Below are 25,201 nucleotides of genomic sequence, written 5' to 3'. Positions count from 1 at the left end.
TAGTTTCAAAGCGCACAGTAAGGAAGCGTGCTGAAGCACGTGACGAGCGAAGCAACGCAGAAAATGCGTCGCTATTTTAGTTTTTAGAAGTATCTACTATTTTATTTGCTGCAATCCATGGCATCATTGTACGAAGCTTAACACCTGTTTGCTCGATTAAAGAAGCTTTTGCATTTGCACGCTCAGCGTTCATTCTTGGGTAACCTGATTGACCTTCAAGGATGAAATCTTTTGCAAATCTACCATCTTGAATCTCTTTTAAGATCTCTCTCATAGCAGCTTTACTCTCAGCATTGATAACACGTTTACCTGAAACATAATCACCATACTCAGCAGTGTTAGAGATTGAGTATCTCATATCTGCGATTCCACCTTGGAACATCAAGTCAACGATAAGTTTTAGCTCATGAAGACACTCAAAGTATGCAAGTTCTGGAGCATAACCAGCTTCAGTTAAAGTTTCAAATCCAGCTTGAACTAAAGAAACTGCACCACCACAAAGAACAGCTTGCTCTCCAAAAAGGTCAGTCTCTGTCTCATCTTTGAAAGTTGTCTCGATGATTGCAGTTCTACCACCACCGATAGCTGATGCGTATGAAAGCGCTAACTCTCTTGTATTTCCACTTGGATTTTGTCCAACTGCGATTAAATCTGGAATACCACCGCCTCTTACAAACTCTGAACGAACAGTGTGTCCTGGAGCTTTTGGAGCAATCATAGTAACATTGATGTCAGCTCTTGGGTGAATTCTTCCGTAGTGGATGTTAAAACCGTGTCCAAATGCAATAGTTGCGCCATTTTTTAGGTTTGGCTCAATCTCATCTTTGTAAATTTCAGCTTGATTTTCATCTGGAAGTAAAATCATAATTAGATCAGCGTATGCAGATGCATCACCAACAGTCATTACTTTAAAGCCTTTAGCTTCAGCTTTTGCCCAGCTAGAGCCATCTTTTCTTAAACCAACAACAACTTCAACACCGCTATCTCTTAAATTTTCTGCGTGTGCGTGACCTTGAGAGCCAAATCCAATCATTGCAACTTTTTTGCTCTTAATTAGATTGATATTACAATCTTTGTCGTAGTAAACAGTTAATGCCATTATTTTTCCTTAGTTTTTATTAAGCTTAAACGCTTAAAAAATTTTTGGCATTATACTAAAATAAAGCAAAAACTCCTATAATGCCCATTAAAAATAGAGGAATATTTATGAAAAAATTCAATCTTTTTAAAGAAATTATTGTTGTTGATAAAAACATACTTTTAGAAGCTATAAGCTCTCAAGAACACTTTGGCATAAGGATTGATGGAGCTATATGCCATGAGCCTTTTACAACTGATGACATACTTATTTACAGTGGAGTAGCAGATAAAGAAGCTACATTAGAAAATAGTCTTGGAAAAAATTATCAGATAGTAGTCGATGCTAACAGAGTTCTTATAAAAGCTTTTTCAAATTGGCAAGAGATTATAGGTTTTAACAAACTAAGAGCAACTTATGATGACACAACAGCCGATGGTGTAGATGAGTTTGGCTCAAAAGAGATGGAAGATATTGGCTGGCATGCTACTGAGTTTAACATCTCTTACAGAGCTATTGTGGATATGTTAGAGAGTACATGTGATGGAACACTTATCTGTATAGAGCAAGTTGAGCCTTATCAATTTAGCGGTTTAGGTTTTGTAGTAAACTTAGAGAGTGCAAAAGATATGATGTTTGAGTATTGTCAAAAAGAGATAAAAAGATTGTTATCAGAAGATGAAGATTTTGCACTAGAAAATTTAAATGATGATGAGCTAGAAGCTGCGGAGTTTTTCAAGGCTCTTTAGCTTCTGAATATCCTCTTCAAGCTCTCTAAAACTCGCCAATCTTTGCTCATCTTTTGCTTTTATTTTTAGAATTGGCGATAGATAATCATTTGACTCACTCATCATCCCCTAAAATATCTCCAAATCCAGCTTCAAACTCTTCAATAGTAGGAAGAGAGCTTCGTAAATTTTCAGGTAGTATCTCTGTAAGTTTAAGCTCAAATTCACTTACACCCATAGGTTTATTTATATCCCTTAGGGCAAATTCTGCTTCTATATTATTTTTGTCACGGCAAAGAAGAATCCCGATTGTTGGATTGTCATTTTCTTTTTTAAGCATAGTATCAACAGCTGAAATATAATAATTCAATTTTCCAGCATATTCAGGGATAAACTTTTTGTTTTTCAACTCAATCACCACATAGCACTTAAGGTCGATATGATAAAAAAGAAGGTCAATATATCTATCAAACCCTGCGATTTCTAAGTGGTACTGCTTCCCTACAAATGCAAAACCACGACCTAGCTCTAGTAAAAATTTTGTGATATTGTCTATAAGCTTATTTTCTATATCTCTTTCTATAAAAGGCTTATCAAAACTAAAAAAATCAAACACATAAGGGTCTTTTATCGTTTGGACTGCAAGGTCTGATAGTGGTTTTGGTAAGGTATTTGAAAAATTATTGACCCCTTTACTATCTCTTTGAAAAAGTTTTGATTTTAAATTTATTGCTAAAGTATCTTTGCTCCAGTTGTTTTGCAAGGTCTGATCAATATAATACACAGCTTCACCTATAGAATCAACTTTATTGAGTATCTCAATATGGTGTCGCCATGGTATAGAAAAAAGGATATCTTCCAATTGATTTTGAGGATTTTCAATTAGTCCAACTCTGAGTTGGACTAAATCAATGGAGTAAAATTCATAGAATTTTTTCATACTAAAAAGATTGGTTCTTGAAAAGCCTTTCAGTTCAGGAAACTCTTTTTTGATATCTTTTGCCATAGTTTCAATAAACTTAGCTCCCCATTTTGCTTTTTGTTGCTTTTGGCTAATCATACCACCAAGTTCAAAATAAAAATGAAGCAACCCACTATTTACACTAACTGCAAGTTTTACTTGAGTTTGTTTGATTTTTGTAGCGACATCTACTATAAAGTTTTTGTATTCGTTATCGTTTGTTAGATTATCCATTGATAAACTCCTCTATATCTCTTTCTCTACAACACTTTTTGTAGTAGCTATTTTTTTATCCGCATACAATACTACATCTTTAATAACCAGTTTTTGGATGGCGGAGATGAAGGTTTCCATAATTATGTAGTTTGGCTGTTTGTTAATAAATGGTAGTTTCATTTTGAAATTTAAACTTTGTGAACTTCTTAATTTTTTGCCAAAATCAAATTTTCCAAATAACGATTTTCCCATTGATGCTGCAAAAAACAGCATCGTTTCTTTTGAATAATTTTTCTCATCACTCCAATATACACCTGTATCATCACCTGCTCCAAAATTATAACTTCTGTAAAAAGTATTACCAAAAATATCTATAGTTATTGAATTTTTAGGAAAACTTGCAACTGGGTTTGAAATATAATTTACAACTCCTGTATTTGTTGTTCCAGCCATCACAAAAGGAATATCGCCTGAAATTTGGTCATTTTTTGTGAGTCTTCTGCCTTGAACAATTTTATTAAAAATGCTTTCATAAGTAAATTCTTTAAATGTAATCTTTCCATTTTCAAAATCATCTAAAACCTGTTGTTCTTTAACCGTTAAAGTATGATCTTTTAGTCCAGTTGCCACCAAATAAGCTTCTAGCTCCGCTATATGCTCCGCTTCTAGCTCCGCTATATGCTCCGCTTCTAGCTCCGCTATAAATTTTTCCATAAATGAAAAATTTATCTTCCCATTTTTTATGGGAAGTTGGATTTTAGTTTCCTCAAAACTTCCCATTCTATATTGTTTACCATAAGAAAATTTTGTAGAAAGTACTTTATTAATCAAACCAACAATAAAGTTTTTAGCTTTTGATGGAATTTTTTCTTTATCAAATAAAACCAAAATATTATCATCAGCTGAATAACTATAATTTCGATAAAAAGTATTAGCAAACATATCAATTGTTATTGTATCTTCTGGAAATATTTCTTGATTATTATTTCCAATAAATTCAGCAACCCCAGTATTTTCATAACCAGCAGTTATTAATGGACGATTTCCTTTAACTCTATTTTCAACAGTTAATCTTTTTCCCCGTTTTATTGTAAATAAATCCTTCAAGTAAACTTCTTCTCCCCACTCAACACTATTTAGCATTTCGTTAAGCAGGGAAACTACTTTCCCTTATCACCTCTTTGTTTTAAAATATTTGACACTTCCCAAGATAGATAATCACTCACCGTTTTTTTAAAATACTCTAGTGTTGGTTTACTATCGATAGTTTTATGTTGGTCAAAGTTCCAGTCACTTCCGCTTGGGGTGATAAAGTCCTCTATATAGACCTCATTTAGGTTCCAAGGAGCTTCTACTTTGGCATTTTTCCCTGCTTTGTAGATTTTGACAATATCTGCATATCGCTTTGTCGGTTCATCTATTTCTTGTAAAGCACGACTAGTTCTTTTGTAACCATCATTTCTAAAGTCGATAAATTTTACTGTTTGTTCAAAGTCGTGCGGCTTGTGTGCTTCTAAAACATAGATACTAGTTTGCACTCCTGCCATTGGTTGAAATAAATCAGTAGGCATTTTGATACTAGCTTTTAGAGTGTGTTTTTTAAGCATTGCTTGATTTGATTTAGTTGCTTTTCCGCTTCCTGCCGAGTCTTGGATGATAATAGCTCCAAGTCCTCCTTTTTCCATTTTATCCAAACCAAAAGCTATAAAAGGCATACCATTTTCATCATAACTAAATGGTGGATTGAGTAATAGTTTATTTGCTTTAAAACTAGTATAGAGTTGTTCTGGAGTATTGAATGTATTGCCTTTATGGATATTTGAACTTCCATCTCCTCGTAAAATCATATTTGTAGCTGCAAGAGTGAACATTTCAGCATTAAGTTCCACTCCTAATAATTGTTCTTTTTTGATGATATCAATTTTCTTCTTTGCAGCCGTTGTTTCTTTTCCATAATTAGCTTCTGCATCATCAATCATCATCTCCATAGAAGAGATAAGAAATCCTGCCGAACCTGTTGCTAAATCCATAACTTTGCTGTTTTGATTGACACCTAAGATTGTGGTCATCATTTTAGTGATATAAGGGGGAGTTAAAACTATTCCTATCTCTTTACCATCACCTAAAGCATATTTTAAAAACTCACTATACATCTCACCCATGATGTCAAGATGTCCTGCCATTGCATCAATTGAGAGAAAAATATTGTGGTAGATGAATGTAAAAATCTGTTTATTGATACTCGCTTTTCCATCAATGAGTTTTGATACTTCTTTGTCTAATATTTCTAATTCATCCCGTTGTACATCTTTTGAAATTTCATAAAAACTTGACAACATAAGGTTTTGTTTTTCGATTGGAATATTTCGAGCGGTTAGAAATTCTTTAATTTGATTTACAATCTGAATAGCATCACGCTTAGACTCTGTTTGTACCCCTTTTAAATCTTGGGGAACTAATCCATCTTGAATTTTAGTCCCTTTTGTATCTACAACATTTTGCATCGATAATAACATACCAGATACATATAGTACTCGTTGGGGAGCGGTGATATTGTGATTGTGCATAAGTTTATTTAAACTTTTAGAGTATTTTTGTAACTCTGCTTGTGATTTGATGAGAATTTCATGTTTTTCATCTTCTGTTAGGATAGCATCTTTGTAAAATACATCAAAGGTTTTTTGATTTTCTAAAAAGTCCAATGTGGATACATTTTCTAGTAACTTAAATGAATTTTCACCAGAACCATAAACATAGTAAACTTTTAGCTCTATAGCATCATCTCCATCACCCGCTATCCCAATAGCGATAACCTCATGATATTTACCAGATGCAATCATACCTGTAGCATAGTATAAAGCTCCATTAACAGCATAATTACTAATAGATTTTTCATCAAATTTGACACCATCTTTTGTCTCTTCGATGAGTTTTTTTAGCCCGAGTTTATTTTCAATAACAATAGGGGCTTGTTTATACTTTGTAATGCTAAAATCAGGTTTGCCAAAGTTGGTTTTTTTTTCAGTTTTAGCTCGTCCTTGCAGTGCTTCTTTAAGGTAATCAGGAATTGCAGATTCTGTATGATAATCTTTTTGATTTTTTAGATTGAGTGCTTCAAGTTTTGCTTTAACCCAATCGTTGACATGGTCTTCGAGTTTATATAGTGCCATTTGTTTTTATCCCTAATATTCAATGTTATAAATTGTCCAAAGATTTTAGTTAAATATCCCTAAAATAATAATTTTTTTGATTGATTGTGTTGATTTTAATGAGAGTTGCATAATTTAAGTTCTTCCGCGAATGTTGCTAAAATATCACATATCTCAAATCTGAAGCAACATTACACAACGAGGAAAAATCCCCGTTTGTAAAGATTAACTCTCTTTTTTGTTTCTTATTTTTGAAACCAAGATATAAAATAGAGGGATAAATACTATCGCTAAAAAAGTAGCTGCTAACATTCCGCCAACTACTCCTGTTCCTATTGAATGTCTGCTTGCTGCTCCTGCACCGCTACTAATAGCTAGAGGAATAACCCCTAGGGTAAAGGCTAAAGAGGTCATGATGATAGGGCGCAGACGAATCTTGGCAGCTTCAAGCACTGCTTCAACAAGTTCCATTCCCTGTGCTCTTTTTTGCATCGCAAACTCAACTATCAAGATTGCATTTTTAGCACTAAGACCAGCTAAAACTAGTATTCCTATTTGAAAATATATATCATTTTCTAATCCTCTTAGATGGTTTGCAACAACAGCGCCAAATATGCCAAAAGGAACAGCCAAAATAACAGCTATTGGCATAAGCCATCTCTCATATTGAGCCGCAAGTATTAGATATAAAAATATTATTCCAAATATAAATGCCAAGTTTCCAGCACTTGATATCTGTTTTTCTTGATATGCAGTTCCTATCCAGCTAATACTATAGCCCTCAGGTAAAACTTCATTTGAAACCTCTTCTATCGCCTTTAGTGCATCTCCAGAGCTATATCCTAAAGAGGCTTGTCCTGAAACTTTTGCAGCACTAAATAGGTTAAATCTCTCAACTAAATCAGCACCGACACTCTGCTTTAGAGTTACAAATGAGCTAAGAGGAATCATTTCGCCTTGTACGCTTCTGACAAATATCTTCTCTAAATCTTGTGGTGTTTTTCTAAATGACTCTTCTGCTTGCATATTTACCATGTAAGTTCTACCAAGCAAGTTAAAATCGTTTACATAAAAGCTTCCAAAAGTTGCATTGAGTGTTTGATATATCTCATCAATATTTACACCTTTAGATTTAGCTTTTGCAGTATCTACTTTAATACTGTATTTTGGCACAGAGGTATTTAGTGTAGTTCTAACCCCTGCCAACTCCGCTCTTTGATTTGCCTTTTGGATAATCTCATTTACATATTTTTGCAACTCTTTTAAATCTGCGCCAGTTCTATTTTGTACATACATCTCAAATCCACCAGCGATTCCCATACCCATAATCGGCGGAGGAACAACTCCAAAAGAGAATCCATCACTTGTGCGAGAGAGCTTTTTGCTAATATCTGCTGCAATATAACTTGCATGCTGAGTTGGGTCTTTTCTCTCATCCCAAGGTTGAAGTTTTAAAATAGTAGCAGCTGAATTTGTTCTTTGTGAAAATGTAACAAAATCAATTCCAGCAAACTGCACTATATTTTTTATGCTCTCTTTCTCTTTTGAAGCTATCTCATATATCTCTGAAGTAAGTGTCTCTGTTCTGCTGAGTGAAGCCGAAGGAGGATTATAACTAAAGACGAAAACAGTTCCTTTATCTTCCGTTGGAACAAGCCCTGTTTTTAGGTTTATAAACATATCATAAGTTATATATATAAGTCCGCCAAAGAGCAACATACTTAAAAAAGAGTAGCGAACTGTTAGCTTTAGAGCATTTGAGTAGCCTCTTGTTGCGCTATCAAAAAAGTTATTGAACCATTTGAAGAAATATTTTGGCTCTTTATGTATCGGCTTTAGCATTAAAGCACATAATGCAGGTGTTAATGTAAGAGCAACAAGCCCTGAAATAGCAAGTGAGATAACAATAGTAACAGCGAACTGTCTGTACATCTCTCCACTTAATCCTCCCAAAAAGGCAACTGGAAGAAAAACTGCTGAGAGCACTAAAACAATAGCAATCAATGCACCTGAGACCTCTTGCATCGCTTTTATTGAAGCCTCTTTTGGGCTAAGCCCCTCTTTTATGTGTCTCTCAACATTTTCTATAACAATAATTGCATCATCAACAACAATCCCGATGGCTAAAACTAGCCCAAAGAGCGTAAGCAAATTGATACTAAAGCCTAACATGTACATTCCTGCAAACGCACCAACTATAGATACAGGAACTGCTAAAACTGGAATAAGCGTTGCTCTGAAATTTTGTAAAAATAGAAATATAATAAGAATAACTAGGATAATTGCTTCTACAAAAGTTTTAATAACTTCATTGATAGAGATTTGAACAAAATCTGTAATATCGTAAGGTATAACATACTCAACATCTTCAACAAAGTTCTCGCTTATAGAAGCTATTGTTTTACGAACTTCTTTAGCCGTCTCTATCGCATTTGCACCACTTTGCAAAAATATTAAAATTGGTACCGCTGGAACATTATTTAACTTATTTTTCATGTCATAGCTTTGAGAGCCAAGCTCTATTGTCGCTACATCTTTTAATTTTAGAGAGCTTCCATCTTCATTTGCTCTTACTATAATCTCTGAGAATTGTGATGGGTCATCAAATCTTTGTGGTGTTTCAATGGTATATGTAAACATCTCTTTATTTGAAATTGGCTCTGCTGCGAGCTTACCAGCGGCATATTGCTCGTTTTGCTCTTGTATAGAGGTAACTAAATCACTAACTGTAAGAGAGTATTTTTTGAGTTTTGATGGGTCTATCCAAACCCTCATAGAGTAATCTTTTGCACCAAAGATAGTTACATCACCGATTCCCTTGACTCTTTTTAAATCATCTACTATATTCATAAGAGCATAGTTTGATAAAAAGCCAACATCTCGACTCTGTTTTGGCGAATTTAAAATAATAACTTGAAGCATGTCAGGTGATTTTTCATTTACTCTAACACCTTGTCTCTTAACCTGTTCAGGCAGCCTTGAGAGAGCTGCTTGAACACGATTGTTTACATCTATCTTTGCATCATCAGGATTGGTTCCAACTTTAAAAAATATACTTATGCTCAGCGTTCCATTGTCAGCCGCAATTGAACTCATATAGAGCATATCTTTAGCTCCGTTTATCTGCTCTTCAAGAGGTGCAGCAACAGTTTTGGAGATAGTTTGTGCACTTGCTCCTTGGTAAGTTGCCGTTACAACAATTTGTGGCGGAATTACTCTTGGATATTCCCCAATAGGCAAAGAGCGCATAGCAATAACACCAGCTAAGACGATAAGTATCGAGATAACAGATGCAAATACAGGTCTCTTTATAAAAAAGATAGAAAACATTTTAGTTGCCTTCCACAATAGTGACTTTTGTGTTTGGTCTTAATTTTGCAATATTGCTCACTACAATCTTCTCTCCCTCTAAAAGACCCTCTTCAATATAGGCGATGCCATCTTGTACATGTACACTCTTAACTGGTCTCATTGAAGCTATTGAATCTTTTATAACAAAAACTATTGTTGCATCTTGTGTTTTAACAAGAGCCTCTTGAGGAATCTGTGCAACATGCTCATAACTTAGCCCATCTATTTTAATCTCTGCATAAGAGCCGACTATCAACTCTCTATTTTGATTTTCAAATTTTGCTCTTAGTTGTAGCGTGTCTGTTTGTGCATCTATCTTAGGAGCTATAAAATCAATCTCTCCATTATAAATTTTTGCGCCAACATTTAAGTTTACTTTTTTGCTATTTTTGATTTGAGATATATATTTTGTAACATCACTACTCGGTAGAGAGAACTCTACATATATTGGCTCTAGCGCTGTGATAGTCACTAACTTTGCGCTTGGTTCAGTTGCATCTATATAAGAGCCTACATCACTGCTACTCATCCCAATTGTACCGCTGATTGGGGCTTTTATGGTCGTATAATCAAATTTAATTTTAGCATTTTCAACGGCTGCGTTTGCTTTTTTTACCTCAGCTTTTGCATCTTCATAAATATAAAAAAGTTCATCTCGCTGTTGTGCAGAAATTGCGCTGTTTTTAAAGAGGTATTCATTACGCTCCCAATCTTTTTGCGCTTTGTTGAAATTTGCTTCTGCTTTCAAGAGAGATGCTTTCGCCTCATTTAAAGACGTAGCATATTCCTCTTTTTGAATCTCATAAAGAATATCGCCTTTTTTTACATATGCACCCTCTTTAAAATTCTCACTAAGAAGCACTCCACTCACTCTTGCTACTATTTCAACCTCATTAAAAGGCTTAAGAAGAGCAGAATAGCTCTTTACTAAAGGTGCACTCTCAAACTTTACACTATACGCTTTTACTGGTAAAGGCGGCATTTCTGCAGCTTGTGGAGCAACTGAAGTACTCTTTTTCTCATCACCACAACCAACTAAAAACAGAGATAAAACTACTGTTAAAATTGTTAAATTTTTCATCTATAAAAACTCCTTAATATCTTTTCCACTAAAATAAATCAGTTCTGCTTTTTTAATCTCTAAATCATACAGAGCTCTTTGGCTATCTCTTTGGGCATTAAACTTCTCACTAAGAGCCGCAAGGTAAGAAACATTGTCTATAGTTTTGTTTTGGTATTTAAACTTTATAAGTTCATACGCTAAGGATGCGGCATCTGAAGTTGCTTTTGTTGACTCCACTTTTGCTAATGCAATAGCGAGTGATTTTTTTGCAAGACGATATTCAACATCTGCCCTGCTCTTTTCATACTCTATTGTGGACTTTTTACTCAAATACTCTTGAAGTTTAGACTCATAAGCTTTTGTTCTTGAGCCAAAATCAAAAATATTCCACGAAACATTTACCATAGCTATATTTTGATTTTCAACCAAAAAACCACTCTCTAGGGCTTTGTTGTCAAAATAGTAATCGCTGTGACTCCATGTATCATCTAAATAAACGACAGGCATATTTTGACTTTTTTTGACATTTGATTCATGTAACACTGAAGCTGCTTCATACTCAAGCGCTCTTATATCAGCTCTTATAGTTTCACTCTGTTCATTTGGTAGTTTTATAGTTGCATTACCATCAATACTTTCAACTCTCTCAGAGGTATAATACTCAAAGGTATGCATTACCTTTTGGCTCTTTAACTCTATCTCTTGGAGTAAAACTAACGTATTTTTTACTCTTGAGTCTATTTTAGCAACTTCATCTTTTGTGATAGCTCCAGCCTCGTAAAAAAACTCAACTCTCTTTAGCTCTTCTTTTAACTGCTCTATCTCTTGTGTTGTAGCAGTTTTATCAGCCTCAAGTGCAAAATACTCAAAATATAGTCTTGCAATATCTAGTGAGATAGAGTTTTTTGTTGCAGTAATTGTGCTTTTACTAGAATCAATTGAGGATTCAAGCTGATTGTATAAACTATCTTTTTTCCCGCCATCATAGATAGTGTATTTTAAAGATGCTTGAAATTTCAGTGAATTCTGTGCAGTGGCAGCTGTCTCTTTATATGCGTTTTGGTAACTTCCACCTATATCTACGCTAGGCAGATATGAGCTTTTAGCACTCTCATATAAACGCTCTTTAGAGATTAGCGTATGTGTTTGTGACTCTATAACCCTATTTTTATGAGATAGCTCTAACAGCTCATCTAACGTATAAGAGTAGAGAAAAAGAGGTAAGCAAAGTATGGGTAAAAAAAATCTCAACTGCTATCCTTGATTAATAGTTTTGCAAAATGTTACCAAAAAAACTCTTAATTATGTCTTGCCAGAAAGATATAATTTTTGCTATAATTCCGTCATGAAAAAGAATAGAGTAAACAGCGACCTCATCACTAACTTTTATGACAAAGTAGAAGCAAAAGAACTTCCAGAGATTTTTTTGATGACCTTTCCCATAGCACTTATCCACAAAACTATCTTCTCTCACTCAGAGAGTTTTTTAAAAGAGCGTTTTGATTTGCTAAACTCAGAGGTTGATGTTTTAGCATCGCTCTATACTCATGGCAAAGTTCTATCTCCTACCCAGCTATATGATATGACTATCTTCTCATCGGGCGGGATGACAAAAGTTTTAAAGAGACTTCAAGAAAGAGATCTCATATCAAGAAAAGAGGATGAGTCCGACAAGAGATGTATGCTTGTTTGTTTAACAAAAAAAGGGGAAGAGCTTATAGTAAAATCTCTAAATGACATCTCAAAAGAGTGCAGTAAGTATTTTGAAGCCTTTAGCCAAGATGAGACGGAACTATTTTCAAACCTGTTAAAAAAAATACTCTTAAATATAAACAAGGTTTAATTCTATCTTTAGAGGTGCCCTTTATAAAATCTTTATATTTTTAAAACTTTATTGACAACTTATTAATGCCTTATTAATTATAATTTTATAGTCAACTGTTCATAAAAACAGCCCTAAAAATTAAAATGAAGAAGAGATTATGCCAATACAAGATATTGCAATGATTTGTGTGATAGCCCTCTTAAGTATAGCTGTCTTGCTAAAACTGCCAAACGCTTAATGAAAAAATCTCCTCTTAAAAACAACATATACACTTATCTACTCAAAGCATTTGGAATTTTACTTCTCATTACACTTATCAGCCACATGTTTCATCAACCTCTTAAATATCATCTCTCATGATTTACGTACACCTCTCTCAACCATCATAGGTACTACAAACCTTCTCTTATCAAACTCAAACCTAGATGAACAAGGAAGAAAAAATCTTCTTGATGATATAAATTATGCCTCAATCAGGATGAAAAGATTAATCACAAACATATTAGACAGCACAAGGCTCTCAAGCCTAAATATAGATTTAAAATTTGATTGGTGTGATTTTGAAGATATTATAGGCGTTGCTCTAGAAGAGTTTGCAGATAAACTTCAAGATGATCTCTTAGATATAAAAATTGAGGATTTCAGACTTTTTTGGGGTGACAATATTTTACTAAAACAGCTCCTTGTAAACTTACTCGACAATGCTTTTAAATTCTCTGTAAATAACACGAAAGTTTCTTTACATATCATAGACTCTAAAAATAGTCTAAAAATAGAAGTTTTTAACCAAAGCAGTTATATTGATGAGAGAAAATTAAAAAATATTTTTGATAAATTTTATCGTCTTGAAGACTCAAACGACATCTCAGGAAGCGGTATAGGTCTGGCAATATGCAAAAGCATAGTCACTCTTCATGGAGGAGAGATAAAAGCTAGTGCCATAAACAACGGTGTACTTATTGAAGCAAAATTACCTATTTTAAAAAAGGCAAATTTAGTATGAAAAACTACCTTATCCAAATCATAGAAGATGATTCATCTGTAAAAAAACTTTTAGAAATTACATTTAGAGAGCATAATCTAAACTATATCTCTTGTGATAACAAAAAAAATGCCATGATGCTTTTTTTAACACACTCTTCCGACCTGCTTCTGGTAGATTTGGGCTTACCTGATGGTGATGGAAAAGAGTTTATAAGAGAAATAAGAGAGATTTCAAAAGTTACAATAGTTGTTCTTAGTGCAAGAGATGATGAAAAAGAGATTGTTGCGGCTCTTGATGCAGGAGCGGATGACTACATAACAAAACCTTTCTCGGTAAATGAGCTCTTAGCCAGAATCAGAGCAAATCTTAGACGCAGTATTAGTGGAGAAAATATCTCTAGCAAAATCACTTGTGCCGAGCTAGAGATGGATATAGCCTCAAGAGATATATTTTTTAAAAACGAACAACTTAAACTCACACCAATTGAGTTTGAACTTCTTAAGTATTTTTTACTAAATGCAAACAAAACACTTACCCACAAACAGATACTCAAAGAGGTTTGGGGAGTTGGATATCAAAGTGAGATGCAGTATCTTAGAACGTATGTAAACACACTTAGAAAAAAGATAGAACAAAACAGCACAAGACCAACGTATATAAAAACAGAGTCTGGTATCGGTTATAGATTTTGTTGCAATAACTAAAAGAGAAATTTATGCAAACGCAAGATGTTAAAATAATCTTTATGAGCTTTGTTATTCTAATTGGGATAGGTGCTTTTTTACTGATGCTTCCTTTTGCCCATAATGGAGAACTTACTATCATAGATGCGCTATTTACTTCAACATCTGCAATTTGTGTGACCTTTTTATATCTTAGTTTCAACTGTTATTTTAAATGAAAGTGAAAATCTACATTTTATTAGAACTCTTTTTGAAACATGTTCAGCATTTGCAACAGTTGGCATATCAACAGGAGATGGTGGGTCACTTAGCTATAGTGCACTCTTTAGTGATATTGGCAAACTCAACATAATACTGCTTATGTTAATGGGCAGAATCGGAGTTTTTGCATTTACTGTGGTAATAGTAGGAAAAGCGATTAAAACGCGTATCAAATTCGCAGAAGCAAAGGTGATTATATGACATATGTTGTTATTGGACTAGGAAGATTTGGATACCATGTAGCCAAGGGGTTAGCACAACAAGGAGAGGCGGTTATCGCCATAGATAATGATGAAGAGAAAGCTAGAGATATAAGCGAGTTTGTTCAAGATGCGATTGCACTTGACTCATCAGACCCAAAAGCACTTTATGAAGCTGGAATAGCAGATGCAGAGATGGCAATTCTCAGCATAGGAGAAAATATTGAAGCAAGTATTCTCACAGTAATGGCGCTAAAAGAACTAGGCATTAAAACAGTTGTGGCAAAAGCAATTACACAGGTTCATGGTCAAATTTTATCCAAATTAGGTGCTGCTAAAGTTATATATCCAGAGATGGAATCAGCAAAAAAACTAGTTAAGACAATAGTTGAAAATATGAATTATGAAACTATTGATTTATCCATAACCATGAAAATTGCTAAAATGGCTGTTAACTCTTTGTGGGTTGGAACCTCCATCTTATCGCCAATATTTAAAAATGAGTTTGATGTTAAACCTATCGCATATAAACATCAAGGCGAATGGCATACCTCATTTAATAAAAACGATATTCTTGAAGCAGGTGATATTTTAGTAGTTCTTGGAAACAGCAACAACATAGAAGCATTAAGCAAAAGGGTTTTAATGTAGTTGTGATAATTTTAGAAGAACAATTATTAATTTTATTGTTACTGATTATCCTGTAAAATTCTAAAAAATTATACTAAGGTGTTTTACTTTGATAAATAATCACAATGATGATTCGTTTGCGTTTTATGGTATTAACAGCGATTCTATAGTTGATCAGAGTAATATAGACATAGAAACGATTAAAAGCCTCATAAGAAACCTAAATGAAGCTCAAGAAATCGCACAGATAGGTCATTGGAAGCTTAATATAAACACAAATGAACTTTTTTGGTCAGATGAAACTTATAGAATATTTGGACTCAAACCAAAAGAGGTAAAACCATCTTATGAAAACTTTTTTACATTTGTACATGAAGATGACCGCTCCCTTGTAAATGATGCTTACATTAAATCATTGGAAGACAAAAGCCCATACAGTATCATACATCGCATAATTACAAAAGATAAAAAACTAAAATATGTTGAAGAGAGATGCGTTCATAAACTTGATGAGAGTGGTAATGTAGTAAAATCCATTGGAACTGTTCATGATATAACAGAGAGAGTTGAGCATGAAAAGGAGCTAGAGATTGCGTCAAATGTTTTTAAATACTCATCTGATGGCATAGTTATTACAGATAAAAACAATAACATTGTCTCTGTAAACAAATCTTTTGAAAAACTAACAGGATACTCTAAAGAAGAGATTATAGGAAAAAATCCAAAACTTCTAAGCTCTGGCTGGGGAGATGAAGAGTTTTATAAAAACATGTGGTCTAGTCTGCTCAGTAATGATTTATGGCGTGATGAACTTTGGGATAGAAAAAAAGATGGCTCACTCTACGCTATAGAGCAGACTATTATATGCGTAAGAGACAAAAATCAAGATATTGTAAACTACATTGGAATGTCTCGCGACATAACTGAGGCTAAAAACAAAGAAGAGAAGATTCATCAGCTTGCATTTTATGATTTTCTAACAAAACTTCCAAATGCAAAGCTTTTTCAACAGGAGGTAGAAGCTTACATCAAATCTACTCACTACAACAATGAAACTTTTGCTATTTTATTTTTAGATTTAGATAATTTCAAATGGGTAAACGACTCACTTGGTCATCAGATAGGAGACCTTTTGCTTATAGAGATAGCTGCAAAGCTAAAAGAGATTATTTCACAAGATAGTATAATCTCAAGGCTTGGTGGAGATGAATTTGTAATTCTAGCTCCATATGAAAATTTACTTACTATCTCCCAATTGGCAAACACTATCTTATGCAGTGTAAAAGATCCTATAAAAGTTCAAAATAGAGAAGTAAATGTAAGTTGGAGCATTGGGATAAGTCTCTACCCTCAAAATGGCGAAAACTATAATGATTTGCTAAAAAATGCAGATGCAGCAATGTATGAATCAAAAAACAGAGGGAAAAATACATTTAGATATTTTAACGATATGATGAATCAAGATGCCATGTATCGTTTGGAGTTAGATACAAAATTAAGATATGCAATAACAAACAACAGCTTTTTTTTAAATTACCAACCAAAATACTCATTTGAGCATGGTAAAACTATAGGTGTTGAAGCTCTAATTAGATGGATAGACAAAGATTTGGGATTCATTGCACCCGATAAATTTATACCAATAGCAGAAGAGTCTAGCTATATAAATGAGATAGGAAGTTGGGTTATGAAACAAGCCCTTAATGATTTAAAAATCATCAACTCAAAACTCTCATCTCCAATTAGTATCTCTATCAATGTCTCTGGAAAACAGTTAGAGCATGAATCTTTTTATGATGAAGCAAGAACACTTTTAAAAGAGAGTGGTATTGAGCCATCTTTGGTGGAATTTGAGATAACAGAAACCTCTATTATGCAAAATATTGATCATGTCGTGGATATTTTAAAGAAGATAAAAATGTTAGGCGTAAAAATATCTATAGATGACTTTGGAACAGGATACTCTTCAATGTCATACTTAAAAAAACTCCCTATTGACACATTAAAGATAGATAGAGAGTTTATAAAGGAGCTAGAGATTGATGAAGATTCAAAAAGTATCGTTAACGCAATTATCGCACTCGCCAAATCTTTTAAACTAACTACAGTAGCTGAGGGCGTTGAAAATGAGGAGCAAAAGCTTATACTAGATGGACTAAATTGCGATATGACACAGGGCTATCTATATAGCAGACCTCTATCGCTAGATGATTTGTTAGCATTTTTGTCTTAGGTATCTCTGCAAAATTATCATAGCAGAGATAGAGTCTATACGACCATCTCTTATATATTTTATCTCGCCTCGCATCATAGATTCTGCTTCAATAGATGAATTACTCTCATCTTGATAAAATATCTCTCCCTCAAATGCAACAAGATTCATAAAATGAGCGACTCTTCTTCTCATCTCATCTTCACTGCTGCCACCAAGTGGGATACCAACCACAACAGCATCAACTTCCCACTCTATAAGCGTTTTTTTAACATCTCTTGCTGCTTGGTCTCTGTTTTTTCTCTCTACCGCTTTGAGTGGGGTTACCAAATCTTTATGAGCGGAGTATGCAAGCCCTATGCGCTTGAGCCCTAAATCTATTGCAATGTATTTCACTATTTTCCTAGACAAAAAGAACCAAACATCTTATCTAACATCTCATCATTTTCAAATGGTCTTGTGATTGAAGCTATCTCTTTTATTGCTTCATTTAGATTAAAAGAGAATATCTCAAGTTCTTGTTCCTGCAGTGGCTCAAATGCCTCATCTATGTAGTTAAGAGTGTTTTGAACTGCACCTATCTGTCTTTGAGAAATCAGCATCATCTCATCTGAAGTGTTTGCTTGATTCATAATATTCTCTAGCGCTAAAATCAGCTCTTCAACGCCCTCCTTAGAGTTTATCTCTATATCAAACTCTAAAGAAGATCTATAAAATTTCTCTTCTAAATCTATCTTATTTTTAACATGTAGAACATTTTTGCTTCCTGCCTTTGACTCTATTAGCGATAAAATCTGCTCATCTTCATAATCGGCAACTCTAGAAGCATCAAAGAGTGCTATGACTATATCACTCTCATTTATTGCTTCTAATGAGCGCTCTATCCCTATTCTCTCTATCTCATCACTAGCTTCTCTTATACCCGCAGTATCGACTATGCGGATAAGGTGCGTACCGATTTTAACCTGCTCTTCTATAGTATCTCTTGTAGTCCCAGCTATATCACTAACTATTGCACGGTTATAGTTAAGAAGTGCGTTAAGAAGTGAACTTTTCCCAACATTTGGTTTCCCAATAATTGCCACCTTAAAGCCCTGCATTAGCCCTTCTCTAGCCTTGCTTGCCTGAAGTGTTTTGTTGAGAGAAGTTTTCAACTCTTTGAGTTTTGCTTGAATCTGCATAACCAAATCCTCTGGCAAATCCTCTTCTGCATAATCAATACTAACCTCTGAATAAGCAAGTATATGGATAAGATCATCTCTGATTTTTTCCACATACTCTTTGAGTGAACCCTTCATCTGCTGTGCTAAAATTTTTGCAGCATCTTCACTTTTTGCCTCAATTAGCTGTGCAATAGCTTCAGCCTTGCTTAAATCGATTCGACCATTAAAAAAAGCACGTTTTGAAAACTCCCCAGCAGTTGCAAGTCTAGCACCATGCAAAAGTGTCGTCTTTAAAATACTCTGAGCGACGATAAACCCGCCATGACACTGAATCTCAACAACATCCTCCGCAGTAAAAGAAAACGGTGCTTTAAAGTAAATAACTATTGCTTCATCTATTAACTCGCCATGAAAGTCATATATGTTGGACAATGATGCGTATCGTGGGGTAAAATTATCTTTGTGGGTAATTTTTGAAGCTATCTCCAAAGCTCTATCTCCGCTTATGCGGATAATTGCTATGGAGCCTATGCCATTTGCGGTTGCAATGGCACTTATTGTATCTTCACTCATCTCTTAGTTATGGTAATCGTTAATAATAATAAACTTTAGTCCATCTCTTGTAGAGCGAACTGCTACATATTTATTTGGATATTTTTCTCTAAGCTCTTTTAGCGCAATCTGGATTAAAACACCATCAAGAATTTTTGTCTGAGCACGTCCATCTCTATCGATATTTTCACACACTGTTACAAGATATCTAGCAACTGACTCTTCTTGATTTTTTAAAAACTCTGCTATTTCTAGGCGGAGTTGAAGTTGATATTTTGTATTTATCCAATTAAAAATCATATATGATAGCGCTTTATATCTGTAACCCTCTTTGCCTATAAGAAGTGCAGCGTCTTCACCCTTAAACTCAATAAGAAGAGTATTTTCATCATAAGGAGTAACTTCTATTTTTTCAATATTAAAACAGATTGATTCAAATAGTTGATTTATCTCTTTTTCAACATTTTTCGAGACTTCATAAGCACTTATTTTTGCCTTTTTGTTTTCATTATAATCTTCATCTTCATCATAATCTGCTGTATAGTTAATATCTTCTATATTGTAATCATCATCATCATCTTGCATACTTACAAAAGACTGAGGCATAATGGTATCATTTACAATATTATGATGCTGTTTTGGAGACTCTTTCTTAGGTTTATAATCTGGTTTTGGCTCTGATTTATACTCTGGTTTTGGCTCTGATTTATACTCTTTTTTTACCTCTGCCTTAAACTCTTTTTTTGGTTCAGGCTTTGATTCAACTCTATCTTCTACATGTTTATCTTTTTTAATAAAAGGAGCTGGTTTTGTACCCACGGAGATATCTTGAGTTTTTTGAGTCTGCTGTGAAATTTTATCTTTTGTCTTTTTTGCAGCTACTATAATTGCACTCTTTTTAAAAAGCCCCATAAAGCCTTTACTTGGAGATTGAACAATCTCAATTGCTAACTCACTAGCAGAGCACTCTAACGCCAAAGCGGCATCTTTACATGCCTGCTCTAAAGTTGTGGACTCTATCTTAATCATCTTTTTTCTCCACATTCTTGTGTGCAGCAATCTGAGCATCTTTTGCATTTTTAAACTGTTGATTTACTATGAACTGCTGTCCGATTGAGAACATGTTATTTACAAACCAATAAAGTACTAAACCTGAAGGGAACGTTATAAAGAAGAATGTAAATATTATAGGTAAAAACTTAAATATCTTCTCTTGAAGAGGATCTGTAAAATTACTAGGTGTAAGTTTTTGCTGATAGTACATAGAAGCACCCATAAGAATAGGAAGAACAAAAGTTGAGTCCATTCTTGAGAGGTCATTTACCCATAGCATCCAAGGTGCACCTTGAAGTTCAACCGCATTTAAAAGTACACGATAAATTGCAAAAAACACTGGTATTTGAAGTAACATAGGGAGACATCCACCAAGTGGATTTGCTCCATGTTTTTTATACATATCCATAACAGCAGCATTCATTCGCTGAGGATCACCCTTATATTTTGCCTGAAGAGCTTTAACTTGAGGTGCTATATCTTTCATCTTTTGCATAGAAACCATACCTTTGTATGTCAAAGGATAGAGAACTACTCTAATTAAAACTGTAAGCGCAACAATTGACCAACCCCAGTTCCCAATTAGACCATGCAGCCACATCAGAAGCTGAAATAGAGGTTTTGAAGCAAATGTAAACCAACCATACTCTATAGCATTTGTCAAAATAGGTTTTATTGCATGTAATGTTTTATATCTTTTTTGACCAATATAGCCACTAAATTTCATATTTTGCACTGCTTCAAAATATACTATTGGGTTACTGTCTCTGTCTCTATCAATTATGATATTTGTATCTTTTGAAAAACCATACATGATAGATGCTGAGTATTGATCAAACGCAGCAGCTAACTCAATGTGGCTATAGCTTTTTCTCTCATTTGCATCACCATCTTCAATGATTGTAAGTAACTCTTCATCGTTATAGATAAGGGCACCTACCGCCGCCATCATCTGCTCTTTTTCATTCACTTTTGGTCTTTGTCCCAAGTAGATGAAGTATCTCTTATCCTGAGTTAATGAAACATCAACATCATAATGTCCATCAGCATAGAAAGTTATCTCTTTTGTTACTGTCAAGTTAGATAATTTTTGAGTTAAAACAACTTTTTGAGGAGTATCTTGCAGATTTATTTCAGATATATCTGCAGTATAAGGAATTTTTGTAGCCTCTTCATTTAAAGCTGGATCTAAAAATCTGATAAAAAGAGGTTTTGTTCCACTCTGTGGTATTAGTTGTGCATGTACATTATCATTAGTATTGTACATCTCTTGTAGAAGCACTTTTGATGAGATACGACCAAGAGTGTCTATCTTTAGTATAAAATCATTACTCTTGAGTGTTGTAAGAGTACTTAAATCATTTGCAATTGTTGCCTCTTGCGCAGATATTTTATGTCCAACAATATCTTCAACTTTTGGAGCCTCTTTAAGCTCTACTTTTTGTTCTGTGCTGTTTTGTACCTGTGCCGTTTCTGTTGGCTGTTCCGTTGGATAAATTGCTGTATATGCTATGAAAAATACAAACGATAACAATACCGCTATTATAAGTCTCTGATTTGGTGTCATTTTGTCGAACACATTCGCCCTTTGTATGAAAAATTTTTTATGATATAAAAACGGTTTTTTTTATTTGGAACCAACCAATATTTTATAGAATCAATCCCTATTTTTTTGGGTTTTAATGAGAGTTTATCAAGAAGTGGATACTCTATTCCACCCTCAAACAATTGATTACAACGCAGTATTCTAGTAAAAGTGTGGTAAAAAGCACTTGAAATAGAGTTGTTTTCAAAGTGAATTTTAGCATATTCGCTACAAGATGGGTAATATCTGCAACTACCATATCCAATTAGTGTAAAAAACTTCTGATAAAGCCATAAAAGTTTAAGCAGGAATGCTTTGATCATCTGTTTTTTTCTTTAATGTGTCTAAACGACTCAAAACTTTTTCAAAGTCATTTTGTAATTTTTGATGTGATGTTTCTGATATAGTTTGTTTAGCTACAAATATATATGTGCCATCTTGCAGAAGTGATGAATAAGTAAAGAACAGAGCTCTAAGTCTTCTTTTTGCTCTGTTACGCTTTACAGCATTACCAATTTTTTTAGTAGCTGTAAACCCCACTTTTTTAATGTTTTTTGCGGGTAGAAAAAATAGTACAACACTGCTTGAGTGTGAATCTTTTCCTTTTCTATAAATATACTGAAACTCTTTATGGAGTTTTAGCGTATAGAAATTTCCTAAACTGACAATTTTTTACGACCTTTTGCACGACGACGGTTAATTACATTACGACCGTTTTTCGTTGCCATTCTTGCTCTAAAACCGTGAGTTGATTTTCTCGGTCTATTGTGAGGCTGGTATGTTCTTTTCATGACATATCCTTCTTTAAAATTAAGTCCGAAATCATATATGAAAGTTACTTAAAGTGCGGTTAAGATTTGTGCTTTGAAGCAACAAGAGGCACTTTTTGTAACTTCTTCAACTTAATTTTAAGATATTTTTACACTTATCTCATTATCTATAAAATCGAACTCTACATGTGAACCCTCGACCACCTTGCCCTCAAGAATCAGCTCAGCCAATCTATCTTCAACAATTTCATATAATGCACGTTTTAGTGGTCTTGCTCCATAAACTGGATCAAACCCAGCTTCAGCAATATAAGCTTTTGCCTCCTTACTTAGTGTGAGTGTTATATCTCTTGAAGTAACTTTTTTAGCAATTTCACTAAAAAATATATCTACTATCCCAACAATTTGCTCACGCCCTAGAGCATTAAATATCACTATATCATCCAAGCGGTTTAAAAATTCTGGTTTAAATGCGCTCTTTAGCTCACTCATAACCATCTCTTGAAGCTCAGCAGAGTTTGGATTATTGATGATTTTATCACTTGCAATATTTGAAGTTAAAATAATAATGGTATTTGTAAAATCAACTGTCACTCCTTTATTATCTGTCAATCTTCCATCATCTAAAACTTGAAGTAAAATATTAAACACGTCAGGATGAGCCTTTTCGACCTCATCAAATAAAATTACACTATATGGTTTTCTTCTAACAGCTTCAGTTAGCTGTCCACCCTCTTCATATCCTACATATCCAGGAGCAGCGCCAACAAGACGAGATACCGAGTGTTTTTCCATATATTCACTCATATCTATTCGTACCATAGCATCAGGACTGTCAAACAAAAACTTAGCTAAAGTCTTAGCGGTTTGTGTTTTTCCAACACCAGTAGGTCCTAAAAATAAAAAACTTCCAATTGGTGAGTTGCCACTTGAGAGCCCAGCTTTATTCCTTTTAATAGCGCGAGCAACTGCATGCGTAGCTTTACTCTGCCCTACTACCTCTTTGTTTAGCTCCTCTTCAACGTTGAGTATTTTATCTTTGTCAGCTTGGAGCATTTTTTTAACTGGAATTCCTGTCCATCTTGAGACAATAGAAGCGATAGCCTCCTCATCTACACTATTTTTTAGGAGTGTTCCCTCTTTTTGAAGATTTTCCCAATTTTGTGTAATCTCTTTTTCTTGCGTTATTAACGCTGGTATCTCACCATATTCTATCTCTGCTGCTCGATTAAACTCAGATGTGCTCTTAGCAATATGCGCTTCTCTTTTTTTTGCTTCAATCTCATTTTTTATACTAGAAATTTTTCCAAAAACCTCTTTTTCATTGCTAAATTGAGCCTGCAGGGTTCTAACTCGCTCTTGTTCATCAGCCAACTCTTTTTTTATCTCTTCAAGACGTTTTGTATTTGATGGAGAGTCTTCCATTTTAAGAGCCTCTTGCTCTACACTTAACTCAGATATCTTAATCTTTGCACTCTTTAGTACATTTGGTTCTGTTTCTATCTGCATCTTGAGTTCAGCTGCTGCTTCATCAATAAGGTCAATAGCTTTATCTGGCAAAAATCTATCAGCTATATATCTATCTGAGAGTTTTGCAGCCGCTACTAAAGCACTATCCGTAATAGTTACATTATGATGCGTCTCAAGTCTCTCTTTTATACCACGAAGTATTTGAAGAGTTTGATTTACACTCGGCTCATCAAGGTTTATAGGCAAGAAACGTCTTTGAAGCGCCATATCCTTTTCAAAATATTTTCTATACTCTTTTAGTGTCGTTGCCCCAATTGTGTGAAGTTCCCCACGGGCAAGAGCAGGTTTGAGAATGTTTGCAGCATCCATACTTCCCTCACTAGCACCTGCTCCAACAATTGTGTGAATCTCATCTATAAATAGTATTACATTTCCGCTCTTCTTTACCTCATCAATTACAGCTTTTAATCTATCTTCAAATTCGCCTCTATACTTAGCACCTGCGATTAGGGCACTCATATCAAGAGCTACTAACTTTTTGTTTTGAAGTGATGTTGGAACATTTCCATCGCTAATTCTTTGCGCAAGTCCCTCAACTAGCGCAGTTTTTCCAACACCTGGTTCACCCAGAAGCATAGGATTGTTTTTTGTTTTGCGGATGAGTATCTGCATCATCCTAGTAATCTCTTCATCTCGCCCTATTACTGGAGCGAGTTTTCCCTCTTTTGCCTCATGTGTTAAATCTATACCATACTTTTTAAGTGATTCCATCGTCTCATCCGAGCTTTGTGAATCAATCTTTGAGGTACCTCTTGAAGATTCGATATTTTTGATTAATTCTGATATATCTATATATTTCTTTAGTACGCTATAGAATGGCTCATTTTTTATATTAGCCAATATATAGGTGTCAACAGCCAAAAAAGAGTCTCCATTTTTTGTCATTGTCCCAATACCATTTTCTAAAGACTGTACAAAGTTTCTTGAGAGTTTTATGCTCTCTTTTGTCACACTTGAAGATTTTGGCAGCTTTTCACTCATACTCTTTACATCAAGCTCAATTGCAACCTTATCAATACTCATTTTATTAAACATCTGGTTTAACACAGAATTTGAGTTTGTTAATTGCGACCATAAAAAGTGTATAGGCTCAACTTCTTGATTTTTATTGTATAAAGCCAACGATAGTGCCGACTCAATCGATTCTGTCATGTTATTTGTTAATTTCTCAAATATATTATTCATACTTCTCTCCAAAACTTTAAA

Annotated in this window: 24 protein-coding genes; 8 read left to right on the top strand and 16 right to left on the bottom strand. The window is 34.3% G+C overall.

Features of this window, described 5'->3' with window-relative positions:
* Positions 1-76 precede the first annotated feature (76 nt).
* The gene (ilvC, locus tag SUDEN_RS02820; protein WP_011372174.1) at positions 77-1,099 is read right to left on the bottom strand and encodes a ketol-acid reductoisomerase; all 1,023 of its coding nucleotides are present in this window, start codon (positions 1,097-1,099) and stop codon (positions 77-79) included.
* Positions 1,100-1,206: 107 nt separating this feature from the next.
* On the opposite strand from ilvC, the gene SUDEN_RS02815 reads away from it, so the two are divergent.
* Positions 1,207-1,827: a hypothetical protein gene (locus tag SUDEN_RS02815; protein ID WP_011372173.1), complete on the top strand. Its 621-nt coding sequence runs from the start codon at positions 1,207-1,209 to the stop codon at positions 1,825-1,827.
* On the opposite strand, the gene SUDEN_RS11535 is transcribed toward SUDEN_RS02815, so the two are convergent.
* From SUDEN_RS11535 to SUDEN_RS02785, 7 genes are all read right to left on the bottom strand, one after another.
* Positions 1,795-1,929: a hypothetical protein gene (locus tag SUDEN_RS11535; protein ID WP_274378250.1), complete on the bottom strand. Its 135-nt coding sequence runs from the start codon at positions 1,927-1,929 to the stop codon at positions 1,795-1,797. The two genes, SUDEN_RS02815 and SUDEN_RS11535, sit on opposite strands and share 33 nt — an antisense overlap.
* A complete protein-coding gene (locus tag SUDEN_RS02810) occupies positions 1,922-3,001 on the bottom strand; it encodes a PDDEXK nuclease domain-containing protein (protein WP_011372172.1) in 1,080 nt (359 codons plus the stop codon). Before SUDEN_RS02810 ends, SUDEN_RS11535 begins: the two co-directional genes overlap by 8 nt.
* Positions 3,002-3,013: 12 nt before the next feature.
* On the bottom strand, positions 3,014-4,090 hold the full coding sequence (locus SUDEN_RS02805) for a restriction endonuclease subunit S (protein WP_202964928.1): 1,077 nt from the start codon (positions 4,088-4,090) through the stop codon (positions 3,014-3,016).
* 53 nt (positions 4,091-4,143) lie between these two features.
* A complete protein-coding gene (locus tag SUDEN_RS02800; protein WP_011372170.1) occupies positions 4,144-6,153 on the bottom strand; it encodes an HsdM family class I SAM-dependent methyltransferase in 2,010 nt (669 codons plus the stop codon).
* A 204-nt stretch (positions 6,154-6,357) separates the two neighbouring features.
* Positions 6,358-9,462, bottom strand: coding sequence for an efflux RND transporter permease subunit (locus SUDEN_RS02795; RefSeq protein WP_011372169.1), 3,105 nt, complete (start codon positions 9,460-9,462; stop codon positions 6,358-6,360).
* 1 nt (position 9,463) lies between these two features.
* Complete coding sequence (locus SUDEN_RS02790; protein WP_011372168.1) at positions 9,464-10,564, bottom strand: efflux RND transporter periplasmic adaptor subunit; 1,101 nt, start codon at positions 10,562-10,564, stop codon at positions 9,464-9,466.
* Positions 10,565-11,797, bottom strand: a complete 1,233-nt coding sequence (locus tag SUDEN_RS02785; protein ID WP_011372167.1) for a TolC family protein — start codon at positions 11,795-11,797, stop codon at positions 10,565-10,567.
* Positions 11,798-11,891: 94 nt separating this feature from the next.
* On the opposite strand from SUDEN_RS02785, the gene SUDEN_RS02780 reads away from it, so the two are divergent.
* From SUDEN_RS02780 to SUDEN_RS02755, 7 genes are all read left to right on the top strand, one after another.
* Entirely contained in the window at positions 11,892-12,389 is a 498-nt protein-coding gene (locus SUDEN_RS02780; protein ID WP_011372166.1) for a MarR family winged helix-turn-helix transcriptional regulator, read from the top strand.
* Positions 12,390-12,660: 271 nt separating this feature from the next.
* Complete coding sequence (locus SUDEN_RS02775; RefSeq protein ID WP_011372165.1) at positions 12,661-13,374, top strand: sensor histidine kinase; 714 nt, start codon at positions 12,661-12,663, stop codon at positions 13,372-13,374.
* Entirely contained in the window at positions 13,371-14,060 is a 690-nt protein-coding gene (locus SUDEN_RS02770) for a response regulator (protein WP_011372164.1), read from the top strand. The genes SUDEN_RS02775 and SUDEN_RS02770 overlap by 4 nt, the downstream gene beginning before the upstream one ends.
* 11 nt (positions 14,061-14,071) lie before the next feature.
* The gene (locus SUDEN_RS02765; RefSeq protein WP_041672183.1) at positions 14,072-14,257 is read left to right on the top strand and encodes a hypothetical protein; all 186 of its coding nucleotides are present in this window, start codon (positions 14,072-14,074) and stop codon (positions 14,255-14,257) included.
* Positions 14,229-14,501: a potassium transporter TrkG gene (locus tag SUDEN_RS11195; protein WP_083756753.1), complete on the top strand. Its 273-nt coding sequence runs from the start codon at positions 14,229-14,231 to the stop codon at positions 14,499-14,501. The genes SUDEN_RS02765 and SUDEN_RS11195 overlap by 29 nt, the downstream gene beginning before the upstream one ends.
* Positions 14,498-15,151 carry a potassium channel family protein gene (locus tag SUDEN_RS02760; RefSeq protein WP_011372163.1) on the top strand — a complete coding sequence of 218 codons (654 nt, stop codon included), beginning with the start codon at positions 14,498-14,500 and terminating at the stop codon, positions 15,149-15,151. Before SUDEN_RS11195 ends, SUDEN_RS02760 begins: the two co-directional genes overlap by 4 nt.
* 88 nt (positions 15,152-15,239) lie before the next feature.
* Complete coding sequence (locus SUDEN_RS02755; RefSeq protein ID WP_011372162.1) at positions 15,240-17,363, top strand: bifunctional diguanylate cyclase/phosphodiesterase; 2,124 nt, start codon at positions 15,240-15,242, stop codon at positions 17,361-17,363.
* On the opposite strand, the gene ruvX is transcribed toward SUDEN_RS02755, so the two are convergent.
* The 8 genes from ruvX to SUDEN_RS02715 all read right to left on the bottom strand — a co-directional run bounded on the left by ruvX (position 17,346) and on the right by SUDEN_RS02715 (position 25,180).
* Positions 17,346-17,738, bottom strand: coding sequence for a Holliday junction resolvase RuvX (ruvX, locus tag SUDEN_RS02750; RefSeq protein ID WP_011372161.1), 393 nt, complete (start codon positions 17,736-17,738; stop codon positions 17,346-17,348). The genes SUDEN_RS02755 and ruvX overlap by 18 nt on opposite strands.
* Positions 17,738-19,078, bottom strand: a complete 1,341-nt coding sequence (gene mnmE, locus SUDEN_RS02745) for a tRNA uridine-5-carboxymethylaminomethyl(34) synthesis GTPase MnmE (protein WP_011372160.1) — start codon at positions 19,076-19,078, stop codon at positions 17,738-17,740. The genes ruvX and mnmE overlap by 1 nt, the downstream gene beginning before the upstream one ends.
* A gap of 3 nt (positions 19,079-19,081) precedes the next feature.
* A complete protein-coding gene (locus SUDEN_RS02740; protein WP_011372159.1) occupies positions 19,082-20,086 on the bottom strand; it encodes a Jag N-terminal domain-containing protein in 1,005 nt (334 codons plus the stop codon).
* Entirely contained in the window at positions 20,079-21,677 is a 1,599-nt protein-coding gene (gene yidC, locus SUDEN_RS02735; protein ID WP_041672182.1) for a membrane protein insertase YidC, read from the bottom strand. The genes SUDEN_RS02740 and yidC overlap by 8 nt, the downstream gene beginning before the upstream one ends.
* Positions 21,674-22,018: a membrane protein insertion efficiency factor YidD gene (yidD, locus tag SUDEN_RS02730; protein ID WP_011372157.1), complete on the bottom strand. Its 345-nt coding sequence runs from the start codon at positions 22,016-22,018 to the stop codon at positions 21,674-21,676. The genes yidC and yidD overlap by 4 nt, the downstream gene beginning before the upstream one ends.
* On the bottom strand, positions 21,996-22,364 hold the full coding sequence (gene rnpA / locus SUDEN_RS02725; protein WP_049752187.1) for a ribonuclease P protein component: 369 nt from the start codon (positions 22,362-22,364) through the stop codon (positions 21,996-21,998). Before rnpA ends, yidD begins: the two co-directional genes overlap by 23 nt.
* Complete coding sequence (gene rpmH, locus SUDEN_RS02720; protein WP_011372155.1) at positions 22,352-22,486, bottom strand: 50S ribosomal protein L34; 135 nt, start codon at positions 22,484-22,486, stop codon at positions 22,352-22,354. The genes rnpA and rpmH overlap by 13 nt, the downstream gene beginning before the upstream one ends.
* Positions 22,487-22,603: 117 nt before the next feature.
* Positions 22,604-25,180 carry an ATP-dependent Clp protease ATP-binding subunit gene (locus tag SUDEN_RS02715; protein ID WP_011372154.1) on the bottom strand — a complete coding sequence of 859 codons (2,577 nt, stop codon included), beginning with the start codon at positions 25,178-25,180 and terminating at the stop codon, positions 22,604-22,606.
* Positions 25,181-25,201 lie beyond the last annotated feature (21 nt).

Source organism: Sulfurimonas denitrificans DSM 1251 (assembly GCF_000012965.1).
Classification (GTDB): Bacteria; Campylobacterota; Campylobacteria; order Campylobacterales; family Sulfurimonadaceae; genus Sulfurimonas; species Sulfurimonas denitrificans.
This window is presented reverse-complemented; position numbering and strand designations above follow the sequence as displayed.